This window comes from Methanococcus voltae PS (assembly GCF_024807035.1).
Classification (GTDB): domain Archaea; phylum AGJL01; class Methanococci; order Methanococcales; family Methanococcaceae; genus Methanococcus; species Methanococcus voltae.
Genome location: NZ_JANUCQ010000001.1, coordinates 396,688 through 414,831 on the forward strand (window position 1 = coordinate 396,688; position 18,144 = coordinate 414,831).

General features: G+C 29.5%; 19 protein-coding genes. 9 read left to right on the forward strand and 10 right to left on the reverse strand.

Annotation, left to right across the window (positions count from 1 at the left end; all coding sequences use genetic code 11):
* Positions 1-387 precede the first annotated feature (387 nt).
* The gene (locus M2325_RS01945; RefSeq protein ID WP_209590445.1) at positions 388-1,452 is read left to right on the forward strand and encodes an AI-2E family transporter; all 1,065 of its coding nucleotides are present in this window, start codon (positions 388-390) and stop codon (positions 1,450-1,452) included.
* An 80-nt stretch (positions 1,453-1,532) separates the two neighbouring features.
* Here M2325_RS01945 and fucA read toward each other — a convergent pair whose 3' ends face one another.
* Both fucA and M2325_RS01955 read right to left on the reverse strand, forming a co-directional pair.
* Positions 1,533-2,084 carry an L-fuculose phosphate aldolase gene (gene fucA, locus M2325_RS01950; protein ID WP_209590813.1) on the reverse strand — a complete coding sequence of 184 codons (552 nt, stop codon included), beginning with the start codon at positions 2,082-2,084 and terminating at the stop codon, positions 1,533-1,535.
* A 255-nt stretch (positions 2,085-2,339) separates the two neighbouring features.
* Positions 2,340-2,915: a winged helix-turn-helix domain-containing protein gene (locus M2325_RS01955; RefSeq protein ID WP_259050668.1), complete on the reverse strand. Its 576-nt coding sequence runs from the start codon at positions 2,913-2,915 to the stop codon at positions 2,340-2,342.
* Between the two features lie 225 nt (positions 2,916-3,140).
* Here M2325_RS01955 and M2325_RS01960 point away from each other — a divergent pair, with 225 nt between their 5' ends.
* The 8 genes from M2325_RS01960 (at position 3,141) to amrB (ending at position 11,351) form a co-directional block, all read left to right on the forward strand.
* Positions 3,141-5,261 carry an aldehyde ferredoxin oxidoreductase N-terminal domain-containing protein gene (locus M2325_RS01960; RefSeq protein ID WP_209631585.1) on the forward strand — a complete coding sequence of 707 codons (2,121 nt, stop codon included), beginning with the start codon at positions 3,141-3,143 and terminating at the stop codon, positions 5,259-5,261.
* 440 nt (positions 5,262-5,701) lie between these two features.
* On the forward strand, positions 5,702-6,937 hold the full coding sequence (gene frhA / locus M2325_RS01965) for a coenzyme F420 hydrogenase subunit alpha (protein WP_209590449.1): 1,236 nt from the start codon (positions 5,702-5,704) through the stop codon (positions 6,935-6,937).
* Positions 6,938-7,121: 184 nt separating this feature from the next.
* Positions 7,122-7,643: a coenzyme F420-reducing hydrogenase, FrhD protein gene (frhD, locus tag M2325_RS01970; RefSeq protein WP_259050670.1), complete on the forward strand. Its 522-nt coding sequence runs from the start codon at positions 7,122-7,124 to the stop codon at positions 7,641-7,643.
* 317 nt (positions 7,644-7,960) lie between these two features.
* Positions 7,961-8,647, forward strand: coding sequence for a coenzyme F420 hydrogenase subunit gamma (gene frhG / locus M2325_RS01975; protein ID WP_209590453.1), 687 nt, complete (start codon positions 7,961-7,963; stop codon positions 8,645-8,647).
* Between the two features lie 113 nt (positions 8,648-8,760).
* The gene (gene frhB, locus M2325_RS01980; RefSeq protein ID WP_209590455.1) at positions 8,761-9,609 is read left to right on the forward strand and encodes a coenzyme F420 hydrogenase subunit beta; all 849 of its coding nucleotides are present in this window, start codon (positions 8,761-8,763) and stop codon (positions 9,607-9,609) included.
* Between the two features lie 250 nt (positions 9,610-9,859).
* Positions 9,860-10,021, forward strand: a complete 162-nt coding sequence (locus tag M2325_RS01985; protein ID WP_209590457.1) for a hypothetical protein — start codon at positions 9,860-9,862, stop codon at positions 10,019-10,021.
* Between the two features lie 100 nt (positions 10,022-10,121).
* Positions 10,122-10,340, forward strand: a complete 219-nt coding sequence (locus M2325_RS01990; RefSeq protein WP_209590458.1) for a hypothetical protein — start codon at positions 10,122-10,124, stop codon at positions 10,338-10,340.
* A 150-nt stretch (positions 10,341-10,490) separates the two neighbouring features.
* The gene (gene amrB / locus M2325_RS01995) at positions 10,491-11,351 is read left to right on the forward strand and encodes an AmmeMemoRadiSam system protein B (RefSeq protein WP_259050672.1); all 861 of its coding nucleotides are present in this window, start codon (positions 10,491-10,493) and stop codon (positions 11,349-11,351) included.
* A gap of 97 nt (positions 11,352-11,448) precedes the next feature.
* Here amrB and M2325_RS02000 read toward each other — a convergent pair whose 3' ends face one another.
* From M2325_RS02000 to M2325_RS02035, 8 genes are all read right to left on the reverse strand, one after another.
* Complete coding sequence (locus M2325_RS02000) at positions 11,449-11,727, reverse strand: thioredoxin family protein (RefSeq protein ID WP_209590462.1); 279 nt, start codon at positions 11,725-11,727, stop codon at positions 11,449-11,451.
* A 63-nt stretch (positions 11,728-11,790) separates the two neighbouring features.
* Complete coding sequence (locus tag M2325_RS02005; protein WP_259050674.1) at positions 11,791-12,756, reverse strand: permease; 966 nt, start codon at positions 12,754-12,756, stop codon at positions 11,791-11,793.
* An 82-nt stretch (positions 12,757-12,838) separates the two neighbouring features.
* The gene (locus tag M2325_RS02010; protein ID WP_209590466.1) at positions 12,839-13,003 is read right to left on the reverse strand and encodes a hypothetical protein; all 165 of its coding nucleotides are present in this window, start codon (positions 13,001-13,003) and stop codon (positions 12,839-12,841) included.
* Between the two features lie 313 nt (positions 13,004-13,316).
* Positions 13,317-13,562, reverse strand: coding sequence for a PRC-barrel domain-containing protein (locus M2325_RS02015; protein ID WP_209590467.1), 246 nt, complete (start codon positions 13,560-13,562; stop codon positions 13,317-13,319).
* Between the two features lie 274 nt (positions 13,563-13,836).
* Positions 13,837-14,457: an adenosylcobinamide-phosphate guanylyltransferase gene (cobY, locus tag M2325_RS02020; protein WP_259050676.1), complete on the reverse strand. Its 621-nt coding sequence runs from the start codon at positions 14,455-14,457 to the stop codon at positions 13,837-13,839.
* Positions 14,458-14,709: 252 nt separating this feature from the next.
* Entirely contained in the window at positions 14,710-16,635 is a 1,926-nt protein-coding gene (gene feoB / locus M2325_RS02025) for a ferrous iron transport protein B (RefSeq protein WP_209590471.1), read from the reverse strand.
* 394 nt (positions 16,636-17,029) lie between these two features.
* A complete protein-coding gene (locus M2325_RS02030; RefSeq protein WP_209590473.1) occupies positions 17,030-17,239 on the reverse strand; it encodes a hypothetical protein in 210 nt (69 codons plus the stop codon).
* 474 nt (positions 17,240-17,713) lie between these two features.
* Positions 17,714-17,983: a FeoA family protein gene (locus tag M2325_RS02035; protein WP_209590475.1), complete on the reverse strand. Its 270-nt coding sequence runs from the start codon at positions 17,981-17,983 to the stop codon at positions 17,714-17,716.
* Positions 17,984-18,144: the final 161 nt, after the last annotated feature.

An 18,144-nucleotide genomic window follows, 5' to 3' on the forward strand; every position in this document is an offset into this window, starting at 1 on the left:
ACCTCAACCGTGTTTAAATTAGATAAATTTATGTATTTGAATTTATTTATAAATATAATCCCATTAAAATTTAGATATGGTTTATATGTCGTATAAAATTTATTTATAAATATATGTAGTTATTTTATATATGGTTTACTCTTATTTATGCTTATTATATAATAGTATATAACCCATATTATAAAATACAAATATTCTTTAAATTAACGTTGTACTTTCAAATTATTTTTATACTATTTCTTAGATAGATATGATATATCATAAATTTTATGGTAAAAAGAATATTTTACCTTTATTACTACAATTTATACTTAAAACTAAAATTTACAATACACAATAAAAATTATAAATTATAAATTATAAATTACACATTTTGCGTGAGAAATTATGAAAGACAGTGATTTTAACCTTATATTAAAATTGGGAAGTTTATTTAGTTTTATACTCATGGTTTATATTTTATTACCATTTATAGACGCAATCTCATTTGGAATAGCTTTTGCATATATAACAAAGCCAGCATATGATTTATTCAAAAAAAGGTTTTCAAAATCTACATCTGCAATATTAAGTATCTTAGTGCTAACCATTCCAGTTATTGCAACCATACTAATCATATTAGAGCAGTTAATTTATTATTTATTAAATTTAGACGTAACACAATTAAGTGCTTCGATATCAACTTTGATTACTAAAATATCCATCTACGATATAAATTTAACTCAGTATTGGGCGCCAATTTCTGCAGATTTATTTAAATTTTTGGAAGGAATTTTAAATGGTTTGTTGAGTCAATTATCAATGATACCATTGGTAATGATAAAAGTACTAATAATCTTATTTATGACTTATTACTTCTTAAAAGACGGTCATAAATTGCTTAGCGCTTCATTAGTTCACGTCCCAGAGTGTTACCAAGCACACGTTCGAATATTTGCACAGAAATTAAATGATTTCTATAAAAATATGTTTACCGGCACAGCTTTGACCTCTTTAATTGCAATGGTGATTGCAATTCTCGGCTATCAATTAATGGGCGTTCCAAGTGCTTTGGCATTGGGAGTTTTAACCGGGATATGTGTTTTATTACCTGTAATAGGTGGTTGGGGCGTTTATATGCCTTTAGCGATATATTATTTAATACAAGGTAATATAATATATGCACTAGCAATTTATTTATTTGGTACAATATTTTTGTCCTTTATCTTAGATTTCTACATACGTCCAAAGGTTGTAAAATCTGGTGGTAATGTGCACCCAGTAATGACTTTAGCAGCTTTCTTAATAGCTCCTTTAACATTAGGAATTGCAGGGTTCGCTTTAGGACCTATAATCGTCGGTGCATTTGATTCATTATATGGTTTAAAAGATGGAGAAATTTCACTTATAAACTTAAGAACAAATTGTGAATTATCTTCCGTATCCCAATTAGATGAGGAAGAAGATGAATAGTAATATACATCAAAAATAAGCCTTAAAATAATCAAAATTTAAAATAGATGTTTTTTTATTATTTTATTATTATTTTACTATTATTTTTTCATGTTGTGGATAATGTAATTCATTTGTGCTAGCTCTTCCACAACTTCAGTTTTCAAATAAGCTTCAAGAATATTCTCGCCTAATGTTACTAAGCCGTGATTTTTTAAAACAATTGCACTTTCCCCACATTTAGAAACTGCGTTGGCTAATTCCATACTTCCGCAAGGGTAATAATCAACATAATCAATTTTCCTAATAAAAAGTTGTCCTTCTGGAGTTATAAGGTCTATTTTTTTATCCATATTTGAGAATGCCGTACAGTACATACAATGGGTGTGAACAATAGCATTCACATCTTTGCGATTTTTGTATATTCCAAGGTGCATATTCAATTCAGAGGTAGGTTTTCCTTTTAATATATCACCATCCATATCAACAATACATATCTTTTCTTTTTCCATAAGGCCTAATATATGACCAGTAGGTGTTATAAATACCAAATTTCCTACTTTAATACTTACATTGCCCCCCGAACCAACAACGTATTTTCTTTCATACAGTTTTCTGCAAATATCAACAAATTCTGCCAATATGTAATCCATTTTATTATCTAATTCATCTAATTCTATATTATCAATTTTTTCCATTTGTTCACCAAATTTGATACATATTAAATATTTATTTTAACTACAGGTTTATTCATAATTACGTAGGTATAATTACATTTAAAAAATATATGATAAAGTATTATTTATATAATTTAGTATTCAAAAAAATAATATAATCTAAAATAAAAAATAAAAATTAATAAAAATTAAAATAGATGATTTACCGACTATAGGTTAAATATATGCCGATTAATCTATTCTATAGCGATTTTCATTAACTTTCGCATTTTTATAAGTTTGATAGATATGATTCATCATAAAAAATGCAATCCCCAAAAGTATTAATCCAATTATTAAATTTGCAGGGTCGTGATGTATCATAGTTTCTGTAACAGGCATGGCTTTTTCAGCCATTAAGAGGTTGGCAGAATTTTCAACTGCCTCGTAAGACCCCGCCGTAGTCCTTGCCATCATTGGTGATACAATACTACCTTTTCCGTATATAAATAAGCTGTAAAACCCACTTACGAAGGCTACGACAGATAATGGGAACAATACGATAGTTTTTTCAAACTGGCTATTCAATATGAGTTTACCTTTACTAGTCATTCCATAGTATATCCATTTATGTCCATCATCGTGCTTTTCAACAAGTCCTCCATCAAGCATAATGGATAAATGTTCGTGAACAGTAGATTTAGATAAATTAAGAGTTTTGGACAATTCTGTAACCGTATATCTTTTTTGATTTAATTTTTTCAATATTTTAATTCTCGAACGGGCAGAAAGGGCTTTTATAACTTTTTTATCGATTTCAATTTGCATAATATCCCTTATATTCAATTTTCAATATTCTTAATTTTAATATAATCTTGTAATTTAAATTATTTTGTTTGTTACTATTTAAAATACTTTTAAAATTGTTCGGTTAAATTGAATGTATTATTAAGATATATAATTATACTACGTATTCTATATTATATCTTATATATTATATGTCATATGCTGAAATCATAGAAAAATAATGGAAAACAAATAAACGGGGATACAATGAGAAATATTCTAATCGATGCGTCATCAAAAACCTACGAAACAGTAGAGGGCACATATTTGCCATTAGATTGGGGTATGAAACTCCATAATGATTATGAAACTTATAAAGAAGACGTATACAGTGATAAAAATATATTTTGTTTTGGAAAGGGTGTATTACCGATTATTGGAGGTCATAGGTTAATATTTTCCTTTAGGTCACCATTGTGGAAAGGCTTTCATTTTTCAGCAATGGGGGGAGCCGGATATACCCTTCAAAATACTGGATTGGACAACATCGCGATTAAAGGAAGATGTGAAAAACCAAGTCTAATAATTTTAAATGGAAACGGTAATTTTAGCTTAGAATTTAAGGAACTTGAGGAATTTGAACAAGGAAAGTTTAAAAGTGTTTATGAATTAAACGATTATTTAATAGAGCAATATAAACAGATTGACGAGAATTTTAGAGCCTTTATGGTGGGACCAAGTGCGATAACTACAGATATGGCAGGGATATATTCTCAAACCATAAAAAATGGTGCAGTTGTAGAGGGTTCCGAAGACTGGGCTGCACGAGGTGGTTGCGGTTCAGCACTCTATAGGTGCCACAATGTCATAGGTGTCGTATTTTTCGGAGATAACTATCAAAAAGACATCGAAAAAGAATTAAAACTTAAAAAAATAGTAGAAACATGTCACAACAAGCCTTATATCGAGGCAGTACTTTCTAATACTGAAAAATATCGATACAGTAAAAAGACTGAAACAGGCGGGACTTTTGGGAATAATTATAAAACAGCAATGGATTTAACACCAATATTCAATTGGAGAACACCATTTATCGAAAAAGATGACCGTTTGTACTTCCACGACAAAATTTTAAAGTATTTCGTAGCTCAATTTGATGAAGAATCTATAATACCTAAAAATTGGACAAATTGCGGTGAACCCTGCCCTGTAGCCTGTAAAAAATACCGAAAAGGAATGCACGTAGATTATGAACCTTACGAAGCAAATGGTCCTTGTTTGGGTATTTTCGATATATATGCGGTTGATAAGGTGGTTCACGCCGTAGATAGTTTAGGAATGGATGCAATTGAATTTGGAAACTTATGTGCATGGGTTTTTGAACTTTTAAACGTAGGACTTTTAAAACCTGAAGAAGTAGGTATCAAAATGCCTTATTTTGATGTCGAAGATTACGATACTGACGAAAATATCCTAAAATGTTCAAATCACAATGCAGAGCAGGCAATAACTCTTGCAAATTTAATTGTTTATGGGATAACTGAAAATAAAGAAAATACAAAAGAAATCACAAAAGAATTAATCCAATCAATTCAAAAAAATTTGGAAAATCCAGATTATGAAAAAATTGAGCAATTAATCTCTTTATTGAGAAAAGACACGAGATATGCGGGAAAAGAATTAAATGAAATTTATAAAGATAGATTACACGAATTAAATACTTCTGATTGCGATGTAAAAGTTGAAAAGTTCAGAAAATACAAATCAAACTGTATAGAAAGTCAAGAACCATTAAATTTCAATGATTTTGCAGTATATGTCGCATTTGGACACAATGGGCAAATATCTCCAACTATGTATTGGGCAATAGGTAACTACATCCCTTACTTAATCCAGGGAAAATACCTCACGTATTATCAAAATGGAGTATTTTTAGAGCCTGAAGAATTGGCCACCTTAAGTGTTAAAGGTGCAACTGAAGAAATAACTCTTGAAAACTTAGGCATCTGTCGATTTCATAGAAAATGGATATTGCCAGTTTTAGATGAATTATTGGCAGAAGTCTTTAAAGATGAAGAAAAAATGGATATTAGTAAATCTGACGAACTAAATGAGGTTAATGAGGTTAATTACTATTTATCAAACAATTTACATAAAGTTAGTTTAAACTTACTTGAAAAAATCTACAGTTACGATTTAAAAGTAGGTTATCCTCACGTCATAGAAAGCCACAGGGTAAAAGAATTAATGGCTTGTGGTGCAAAAGACTTTGAGAATGAAAAATGGGCTAAAAAATTTGAAGAAGATGGAGATAAAGCTTTAGACGAATATATATCAAGAGTTTTAGCTAAATATAGCGAATTACTTGGTATATCTTGGACGTTATAGGTAATTATTAAAATAATTATCGATATATTTATAAATATATTTACCTTCATAATTAATAATTTTTATTACCTTTTTTTAATAAGTATTATTTAAGTATTACATATTTAAAATTATTAATACTACATTAATTAATATTAATTGCAAATCATTTTTTTGATACATTACTTTTAAATTTCGTGAAAAATATAGTATAAAATAACTACTTATTTTAAAAATACGACATATATTTTAATTATTTGAACATAATTTCCCATATTTTTAATTTTTTTAATATCTATTAACTAATAAAATGATTTAAACTGTTATTAGTTTATTTTTAACAACTTTAGGTATTTAATTAATTAAATACCCCCATTTATATTTTTAAAGAGATATCAGTTTATATAATACCCAATAGAAACATAATTCGTTATATGTAGATTACCTCGGAGGTGACCATTGTGGCAGAACCTATAACAATTGCTCCTACAACAAGACATGAGGGGCACGCCAAACTCGTTTTAAATGTGGACGATGACGGAATTGTAACCAAAGCATTTTATCCAAATACCACTCCCGTGAGGGGATTTGAAACAATGCTTCAAGGAAAGCCTGCAGCATTTGGACCTATTGCAGTTATGAGAATATGTGGAATATGTCAGGCTACACACGGTATAGCATCATGTGAAGCTATCGAAAACGCTATCGGTGCGGAAATTCCGCAAGATGGTGCAATATTAAGAGAACTCTTAGGTTTAGGCAACAGAATGCATTCACACCCATTACATCATTTGTTAATTGTGGATGATTTGTTAAAACCTGAAGAGGCAGATACTTTAAGAATAGATGGTATCAAATTGATTCAGAAAATGAGAAAAGAGGGTCAATTAATCGTAGATATCGTTGGGGGAGAAGGTATCCACCCACCTAACTTAGTAATCGGTGGTATGAGAAATAACATCACTGAAAGAGCTAAGTCAAAGTTATACTACGCTTGCAAAGAATACCAAGAAGATGCAAGACAAATGTACGACCTTATTAAAATGTTAACTGAAAGATATTTGGACGAAATCGGAATCCCTGATTTAGGAAGACACGATTTACCATACATTGCAACCGATACAACATTCGGTAACAGAGATAACTTAAAATTAGATGATATAGCAGAACTAACCGCTCAAAATTATTATTCTAATTATCCAGAAATCGCTCAAACCGCAACAAACCAAATTCCATTATACTTGGGAACACCTGCAGAGGGTGGACCAAGAGCAAGAATGGTTAAATTTGGTTCATTCAGAACAGACGGTGGCGTAATGGATGTTAACCTTGCAAGAGCCTTAGAAAACTTAGGCGCTGTTGAAAGGTCATTACAGTTACTCGAAGAATTAAACATTGAAGGTGCTACCAAAATTACACCAGAATACAAAGACGGATTCGGTGTAGGTGTACACGAAGCTCCAAGAGCTACAAATACACACATGGCAGAAATGGGCGCAGATGGTAGAATTAAAAACTACAGAATCATCGCAGCTTCAACATGGAACATGCCAGTAGTTGAAAAGGCTATTGAAGGCTACCACCACAAATATGCGGAAGTAATCATGAGAGCATACGACATATGAGCTTCATGTGCAACGCACATCATTGTGAAAGATGAACAGACTAAAAAAGTAGTAGATTTAAGAAGATTTTAAGTATTATAAGGAACCGAAAGGACTTATAATATAATAAAATTAATTAGATAAACTTTACTATGTGATTTATTTATATTAGGCTACTTAAATTAATTTATTAATAAATTAATAAAATTAACATAATTAATTCAACATAACTAATATTACAAATATTATTAATATTAATTAATATAGGATGTATATTATGAGCAATGAACAAGAATTTGACTTAACCCCATCATATTTGTTAAAAGAAACTTTGATACTAGCTTGTGGAAATATCCTTTTTGCTGACGATGGATTTAGTGTTCACGTTATCGAAAAATTACAAGATTTGTTAACTGACGAGGAAAAGGGGCACGTAGCACTTGTAGACGCTGGGGCGGGGGCACCTCAACAGGTACTTACTTTAATTGACGAAAGTTCTAAAGTTAAGAATATAACTGTTGTAGATGTTATTGATTATGGGCTTGAACCTGGCACTATTGAGATACTAACAAAGGAAAACCTTCCTAATCCCGAACACACTAGAGTAGATAGTCATGAGTGGCCATTATCCACCACATTAAACAGGGTTTGCACAGAAAACGACATAAAATACAAAGTTATTGGTTGTCAAGCAAAATACGTTTCAGAACCTGACGTTGTATTGGAATTGTGCGAAGAAGTGGAAAATGCTGTTGATGATGCTGTAAAAATCATATTATCTGATATAAGGGGGAACTAGATACATCCATACTTAATTAAAAATAAGTAAAATAATGGGAATTGGATTATTATAATTAATCAATAATTGATTACTATTGATTGAAAATAATAATATATTTATGGATTTTTAATCATTTATGTGACTAATTGATTTAAAATTTAAGAATAAGATGATATTGACATTAATTATCATATTTATTCTAATAATATTCTAATAATATTGTATTACAATTAAATTTAGTATTATTAACTTGCTAAATTCACCGTTTATTAAAAATTAAGACCAAATTGTTATCTGTCTTAATAACTTATCAAAATGATGAGGGAGGAAATACAATGGTTAAAGTTGCCCACGTACAATTAAGCAGTTGCTGTGGATGCTTAGTATCTCTTACCGACACCTACGAGAAGTTATTGGATGTATTAGGAGCTATTGACTTAGTATATTCACAAACTTTAGCAGATGTTAGGGAAGTACCTGACGATGTAGATATCATCTTATTAGAAGGTAGCGTATGCTTAAGCGACCATCACGCATTAGAAACTGCACTCGCTTGTAGAGAAAAAGCTAAAATACTTGTGGCATTAGGCGCATGTGCTGCAAGTGGAAACATTACAAGATTTTCAAGAGGAGGACAAATGTCAAAACCAGTACATGACGCATTTGCTCCGTTAACTGAAGTTGTAAAATGTGACCTCGCAATACCAGGATGTCCACCATCCCCTGAGTCAATAGTGGCTGTTATAACCGCTGCACTCGAAGGAGATATGGATTACTTAGAACCATACGCGGAACTCGCTAAATATGGTAGTGAAGCTTGCGGATGCGATTTAATCGTTAAAGTAATTAACAAATCATTATGTATGGGATGTGGAGCTTGTGCAGCAGCTTGCCCAACAAGAGCTGTAACAATGGAGTGCGGAAGGCCTGCAATTGACAAAGAAATTTGTATAAAATGCGGTGCTTGTAGCGTACAGTGTCCAAGAATAAGATTCCCTGAATTAATTGAAAAAATAGAGTAATTAACAAAATAATTGCTAAATTTTTCCTAATTAATAATTATTTCAATTATGTAGATAGAATACAAAATTAAAAAATAAAATAAGTTGAAATACTATAAAACAGAGGTGATTGGATGGACCCATTCGGCTCATACAAGTTTGCTATATCCGCAAGAGCTACTAATAACCAAATCCGTAAAAAATCACAAGACGGTGGTATTGTATCAGCAGCTTACATACACGGTTTAGAAAGTGGATTACTTGATGGGGTAATTGTTGCAGATAAAGGTGAGGATTTCTGCGCAATACCTAAGGTTGCTACAACTGTTGACGAAGTTTTAAGTGCAGCAGGTACAAAATATACAACTTCACCAAACTTATCAGTATTAAAAAGTGCTGTAAGAGAATACGGTTGCGATAAGGTGGGATTCGTAGGTACTCCTTGTCAGGTGCAATCAATCAGAAAAATGTTAAAGTACCCTGTAGGTTACAGACACGTACCTGACAAAATTGCTTTAATAATGGGTATCTTCTGTATGGAGAACTTCCCATACAACGGTTTAAAAACCATAATTGAAGAACACTGCGGAATCAAAATGGAAGATGTCGCAAAAACCGATATCGGAAAAGGTAAATTCTGGGTATACTCAAAATGGGGCGATGTAAAAACTATCAAGTTAAAAGACACGCACCCATACGAGCAACACTCATGCCACGTATGTATGGACTACACCGCAGAACTTGCAGATATCTCAACAGGTTCAGTTGGTAGCCCAGACGGTTGGAGCACCATATTCATAAGAACCGCAAAAGGTGAAGCATTCTATAAAGCTATGGAAGAAGCTGGCGTTATAGAAATAAAGAATATCGACGATGTGAAACCAGGATTAGGATTAGTTGAAAAATTGGCTAACTCTAAAAAGGACAACAACGGTAAGGAAAGAGCACATAGAAAAGAAATAGGATTACCATTGCCTTACTAATCTTATAATCTTTTTAATTTTATTTTTTTAATATTTTAAATTTGATTTTTATTTATCACTCTATCGCGATACTAAATTATATTTTACTAATTTATTTCAAAATTTTGAAAAAATATTTATATTATGAAATAGTTTATTATATTATAATTATTTATTAATTTTATTTATTGAGGTGATATATCAAATAATAAAAAAATTGAAAATTAAACTAAAATAAGTGTAAATAAAATAATTAATTTGGCGATAAATTATGAATCAAATGGCGAAAAAATCATTGAAAATTGTAAAATCTGTATCTGCATATTTTAAGGAATATATATCAACTGAAGATTATGGTAATTTTTTATTAATCCGTCCAAATGACGAAATTGTTAGCAAAGCAGATACAATTAACAATTCGGACAAAAAATAATAGACCAATAGATAATAGACCAATAGATAATAAACTAATAATAAGAAACTAAAAATAAAATAGAAATAATAAAAAGATAAATGACCGCACATGTGATAATATGGCCTCTCAGGAAGAAATTTTGGATTTCATATCGGATAATAATGGAGCAGTAACGTATAAAACTATAAAAAATAAATTTTCCCCAAATTACAGTGGTTCAAGTTCCTTATCGAATAGATTACGGCAGTTACATAAAAAGAAAATGGTTTCAAAAGTAAATGGTGCACACGGGGAAATTTTATATTTTATATGTGATTTAAAATTTTTTGAATCCTAATTTCTAGATAATTTTATTTTTTTAACGGAAAATTCATATAAATCTTTATTAATTTGTTTAGACATACTAATTACTAGTTAAAAATCACAAATTAAAATCACAAATTAAAATACTTAATTATATTTTTAGAATTAAAATCAAGGTGTTAGTATGTCAAGAACCCCAATCGTAAAAGATATTTTTTATCCTGGAGATGTCAATGAATTAATTAGTATAATAGAGTATTTTTATACAAATCCCTTAGGAATCGGAGAATTACCTTTAAAAATTAATTCAGAACCAAATTTAAAGAGTTCAATCGGTTTAATATGTCCACACGCAGGTTATGAATATTCAGGAATTACTGCGGGCTATTCGTATTATGAACTTTCAAAAAGATTAGGTGACGAAACAACCATTGTTATATTATCTCCTAACCATACAGGTATGGGTGCAAGAGTGGCAATTTCCAATGAAACATGGGAAACCCCACTGGGCGATATAACGCCGGATTTAGACTTCATAAGTGAGTTAATAATACACGGTTTATTTGAACTTGATGATATCGCACACTTACAAGAGCATTCGATAGAGGTTCAACTACCTTTCTTAAAACATTTGGAATTGTTGGGCATTTCGCAATTTAAAATAGTCCCAATATGTTGCCAAGGCATGGAATATGAAGAGTATATCGAGATGGGAGATTACATCCATAATGTTGCAAAAAAACTAAATAAAAATATTGTCGTGATTGCATCTACTGACTTTTCACACTATGAACCCCGGGAAACAACCATAAAAAAAGATGCAAAAGTAATCAAAAATGTCTTAGAATTGGACGAAAAAGCACTTTATGATACTGTAATGGATAATAATATAAGTATGTGCGGTTTTGGGCAAGTAATTACTATGTTACACATTTTAAAATTATTTGGTGCTAAAAACGCTGATTTATTAAATTACATGACTTCCGGGGATATATCCAAAGATTATACTTCCGTAGTGGGTTACTGTGCTTTGTTAATCGAATAAAACTAAAGAAGATAAAAAACATAAAAAGAAGATAAAAAATTTTAATTTAATTATTTACTTATTTATTTACTTATTCTTTTAATTTATTTAATTTATTTTAATTTTCTGTAGCTAAATATTCTTTAAGTAATTCAATCAATTGATTTTTATTTGGTTTTTCCTGTTCAAACATAATTTCGTCGTTTATTGAAAGAGCAGGTACGTTTAATACCTCTTTAAATATTTCTTTTGGGTCTTCAACTTTTAAAACTTCTGTCTCATAATCTTTTAATTCTTTTTCTTTTAAATCTGCAATCGCGTCGTTTAAATCTTTAAATAATTTATTGCATGAAGCACAACCTAATCCATATACTTTAAAAACTAATTTTGAAGACAAAATCTCACCCTTTAAATTATTATTGTTATTATTTTAATTTTATTATTTTTTAATTTATTAATTTTATGCAAATAATATATTAAACATATATCCGGTTAAAATTATTGCAACACTCGTTATTCCAAAAAATACCGCAATTAATTTTGGTTTAATAACCTTTTTTAATAATATGGCTTCAGGCAATGAAAGTGCAGTAGTAGCCATCATAAATGCTAAAGCCGTCCCAATAGGCACACCCTTACCAATCAAAGCTTCTGCTATTGGTATTGTACCAAGCGCATTAGAATAAATCGGCACTGCAATAATCGTGGCAATTATCAAAGCAAAAGGATTATCTGGACCTATAAGCTGTATTAAATAACTTTCAGGAGGCAAATAACCGTGAATAATTGCACCAATTCCAATACCTATTATTAAGTAAAGCCATACTCTTTTAATTATATCTATAGTATTCTGTTTAGAAAACTCTATTCTATCTTTAAATGTAAGTTCTTTTATTTTTGCGGGTCTTCTGCGTCTTATTTCATAAACATACTCTTCTACAAGGTGTTCCATTTTTAATTTACCGATTAATAAACCACCTAGTACCCCAATTACGACTCCAGAAACGGTATACAACAAAGCAACTTCCCAGCCAAAGGTTGCCAAAAGTATCGCAAAAGCTGCCTCATTTACAATAGGTGACGTAATTAAGAATGAGAATGTAACTCCAAGGGGAATTCCTGCTTCAATAAATCCTATGAATATCGGGATTGAGGAACAAGAGCAAAATGGGGTTACAATACCCAATAAGGAAGCGAATACATTTCCTTTAACGCCCATGTATTTCTCAAGTATTTTTTTAGTTCGTTCAGGCGGGAAATAACTTCTAACAAACGATATCACAAATACCATTAAAATTAATAGAAAAAGTATTTTTATAACATCCGCTATGAAAAACTGAACAGAACTACCTATGGGCGATAATAAATCCATTTTTAATAGATTTATAACCACATAATTTGCAAATTCGTCTATAAATTCTAACATATCTTTCACTTTTTTAATTTTATTATTTAATACCTATTACCATACTCATCATAAACTAATACTAGTCATAAATTCCTAATTCTTATTTTTTAATCTTAAAACGAGTATTTGAGAGTTCAAACGTATATTGTTCGCCACAAACTTCGCATTTTGGTAGTTCCACCTCTGAAGCCATACAGGGGCAAACATCTACCTCATATCTTAACCTTTTTTTACATTTTGGACATATCAAATTCCAAACTATCATAATATCACGCTAATTTACCATACTCTATTCTAGTCTAATCCATTCTAATGTAACTTTTTACTTAGATATCTATAATACTGTAATTCATAATATTTAAATGTGTAGATATATCAATGAATTTAAATATATTTTTAAAATATTTAAATGTATGGATATAATAATATATTATAAAGTAAAATATTGTAAAGTATAATATAAAATACTCGAGTTAATCTTTAATATTAAACAAATATAATTAAGTATAAACGAATAATATTGAAATAAAAGAGTTAAAATAGATAAATAATTTAAATGAAATTACAATAATTAGAAATTAATTGTTTATTGCCATTTTGGATTCATCAACCACAACAACGTCTCTAACAGCTGAAACGGTTCTGTATGGTATAAATACGCTTGGTTCTTTATTGTAGATAGCACTTTGTTCTGACACTTCTACATTTAATGAAACTAATCTACCAGTTTTTTCATCTATTACCAAGTCATTAACAGTACCTACAATACTACCATGGTCGCCTACAATTGACCTACCACATAATGATTTGAAGGATAATTTCATTTAATCACCTAATGCCCTATATTTTTGACGATAATCTGTTATTCTATAAATTATATTTTTTAATTATTATTACATACGATGTTTTTTGTAATTAATATTATTGTTATGTGTGGCAAATTTAAGATAATAATATTTATTCTTTAAATACTATATATACTTTAGTTATATTTTAGTAAATATCCTCAAAAAATGCCCAAATATTTTAAAAATGTTATGGATATTACACTATATATCAAGCTATATTAAGCATTTATGCACCTAATTAGACGAAATTCTATAAATTATCCTCAATGACTATTGTAAGGTCTTCTATAGTATTGACGTTTAATATAGGTTCTTTTAAAACAAATAACTCTTCTTTTTGATATTTTTCATTAGGGCTTACAATATTAATGCCTAATGGGACATAACCTTCAAAATTAATCGTAGGTGTAGCCGGATAATCTTCAATAGGAGTTACTACGCATAAAGCTTCTATATCGTTATTTTTTTTGCATATATTAGAATAATATCTAATGATTGTATTAATAGTTTTCGATTTAACATTTACTAAGTCTCCGGACAATGTTAAAAACGAAGATTTAAAATAAGGGATACATTCGCCCAAATCATGCACATAGTCCTTTCCAGAAGTTTCAATTATAAAAATTTTCGCGTCAGAAGTAGTTTTGGAATCTTCCAAGTATTTTGAATAACTTTCTAAATTTTCTAAAATGTGTTTTTTTGTTTCAGGTGTATTTGGGGAAACTGCAATATAAATATTCTCAATTTCTGAATTTAGTAAATTTTTTATCATATCGTCAATTATTCTAATTCCATTGATTTCCAAAAGTGGTTTTTCAATATTTAAATTAAGTCTTGTACCTTTTCCGCCTGCCATTATTAATGAGTCCATTTTTATCGCCATATTGTGAATGATAAAATTATATCAAAACTATACTTTAATTTATTTTAATTTATTTTAATTTATTTTAAACATATTTTTAATTGTAATATAATTTGTAACAATTTTATATATACATTACTAAAAAATACAACATAAAATACAACATAATGTTAAAAATAATATAAAAAATATAAAAAATATAAAGCAAATAATGAATAAAAAACAATAAAAAACTAAAATAAGAAATTATAATGGGTTAGTTTAGAAACCCATTAATCTACCGACTTGGTATACGATTATACCAACAAGTGAGGCAATACCTAAGTTATAGAATACAGAAAATGCAGTCCATTTTAAGCTCCTAGTTTCAAGGTATATTGTAGCAACGGTGGCAAAACATGGAATGTAGAGCACAGATACCAAGGTAAGTACTAAACCAGTCAATGGAGTTAAAGCATTTTGTATGCCTTGTGTATATAATATTTCAAGTGTTGAAACAACCAATTCTTTTGCAATTATACCGAATATCAATGAGATACCTGCTGTACCATCTAAACCCATTAATGAGGTTAATGGAGACAACATGTTACCTAACATGTAAGCATAGCTTGCATCTGCTGTAGGGTAGGTGGTTAAAGCGTAGAATAACACGGAACCTGCAGCAATTAAAGTTCCTGCCTTTTTTAAGAATCCTTTTGATTTGGACCATGTACTACTAATTACGTTTTTCCAATCCGGTATCCTATAAGGCGGTAATTCAAATACAAAGTCTTCATTTTCTCCTTTAATTATGTATTTACTTAATATCCAAGAGGATGCTATAAGTACAAGGAATGAAACTGCAAGGACGAACATTGAGAATAGCGCCTGGTTAGCTGGGAAGAATGCCGCAGCCAAAAATGCTATAATCACAAATCTAGCAGAACATGGTACAAATGGGGCAACTAACAAAGTTGTTAATCTTTCTTTGTATCCTGAGATATAACGAGTACCTACAACCGCAGGTAAGGTACAACCAAACCCTGTTACTAAAGGTATGAATGATTTACCACTTAATCCAAATTTAGACATTATATTGTGTAATAATGCAGCTACTCTGGATAAGTAACCCGTATTTTCTAATGTAGCTAATGAGAATATCATTACAAATACCAGTGGGAAGAATTCTAAAACTGCACCTACCCCTCCTACGATACCATCTACTACGATTCCTTGGTATGCTGCAGGCGTTATTGCTGCAATCCAACCGCTAATGTATTCTATTATAATTCCCGCCCATTCTGCAGTTATTTCATTCATTGTGAACACGAATGTATATAATAAATACATAACTGCTGCAAAAATTACAAGACCATAGACTGGGTGCACAAGAATTACATCGATGTCGTCGTGAACTTCACTATCTTTGTATACATCGGATAATATTTCGTCACATTTACTGTATCTTTGTTCTGTTACATAGCTTTCTACGTCGTGCTTAATTTCAAATTCAATTTTATTTTTAATTTGTTCATATTCGTGGATAAATTCAGAGTTTAATTTTGAAATTATCTCTGCATCTCCCTCTAATATAGATAATGATACCCATCGTCTAGGATATTGATTTAATTCCGCGATGTTATGTTTATCTAATAATTTATTTACTTCTAAAACTGCATTTTCCAAGATTTCAGAATATTCTATTACTATAGGCTGTTTAGTTCTATAATCTGCAATAGCCTTTTTTAAATCATTATGACCTATATTTAACCTACCAGATGTTCTAATAATTGGGGCTCCACCTAATTTTTTGGATAACTTATTGTCATCGATGGTAATACCATATTTTTCCGCTTCATCTATAAGGTTTAAACAAATTATTGGTACAACGCCTAATTCAATCAATTGTAACGTAAGGTATAAATTTCTGTTTAAATTAGGGGTATCGATAATATTCACAAATGTTGCGTCTTTGTTTTCAACAATAAACTCCCTTGCAATTTTTTGGTCTATGGAATTAGACATTAAGGAGTAAATACCTGGAAGGTCAACCAATGAAAATTCTTTGTTATTGTAAGTATAATGACCTTCAACTTTTTCAACGGTAACCCCGGTCCAATTACCTACTTTTTGTCTCATACCGGTTAAACTATTAAATAGAGTCGTTTTACCAACGTTAGGTTGTCCTATGAATGCTATTTTCGCCATATAATCACCATATATATAAAACACTAAAAACTTTCTTATCTTTCTAATTTTTTTTAATTAATTTTTATATCTGAATCCAAAATAAATAATTGGATATTTTAACGTGTAAATTGTAATTGTTTTTTTAATACCTTTATTTCCTAAAATGAAATAATGATGGTAGTTTGTGGATTGAATTTTTTATTGACTATTTTAATAAGTAATAATAATTATAATTAATACGTAATAATAATTAATAAAGTAGTGGATTAAGTTAAATCGTTATTTTATTTTATTTTTTTATTTTATCCGTTTGTTTAAATGTGAATGTAGATTACTGTTTACCAATATTACCAATAAAAGTATATGTTATTTAGAATGTTGAATACCAATATCAAAATTTATATTACCAATATTACTCAGAATACTCTTTTGAATTTTTTGAAGGGCAATGTTCTTTCAACTTACAGTTTCCGCAACTCCCACAGCTTGCGCTTATAACTGATTTAGAAAGTTTTACCATCAACTTTTCAAAGAGTGATTCCTTATCGTTCCGTTTTTCATTCATATTTTTTTCCTTTTTCGTATTTTTTTGCACATTATCCCTATGGTTTATTATTTGCATTAAATGTCCCTGTTTGTGACTATTTTACCATACTTACGATATTCACATACATTATTATATTACTATCAATGTTTAACTAATTTTAAATATTTGTGACATCTATTTCAATTTTAATTTTATTTAGATTTTATTCCTTTTTTTAATTAACAACTAACCTTTGAATTACTTAGACTATTATTCAGAATATTTTTTCGACTATATTTCATATGATATACTAGTATAACTAACCTATTATATCTATTTATTATTTATTCCAAATGTCTATTATATTTTTATTTATTCACTTATTTTTAGAATATAGGATATAATTTATTAAAACACTATTGTAATTGAATTTTAATTTTAATTTTAATTTGTGACTGAAATATAACTTATTTATTTAGAAAACTTTATTATGCGATATCTTTTTCCAATATACATTGTATACACCATTTTATAATAGCTTATTGCTTTTAAATTCGTTGCCCGGATGGATTAATTTACATAAATGTTATTTGCTATCTTTCTGCTAATGGCAACTTTTGTATTGCCAACTACTACTGTTAACGGACCTTTTTTATCGTTAATTACAATTTTTACCCTTTTCCCAGTAATAATTCCCAGCTCACTTAATTTCCTGCATGATGAATTCGTTTCAGCGTTATTGTCTACTTTTAAGATTGTGTATTTTCCTACGCTTTTATCTGCAAGTTTTTCAAGTTCGTCGGTTTCATTACTTTTTATGGGACTTCCAAAATATATCATATTTTACCCCTTTAAAATACCTCTTTGTTTTTATTTCTTTATTTCTTTAGTTTTATGTGGATGTTAACTCATACTAGCACAAAATTAAGTTTTAAATTAAATTTAAGTTACTATAACTACATTAAAGTAACGTATGATTAATGTATAATTTCATCATCGTT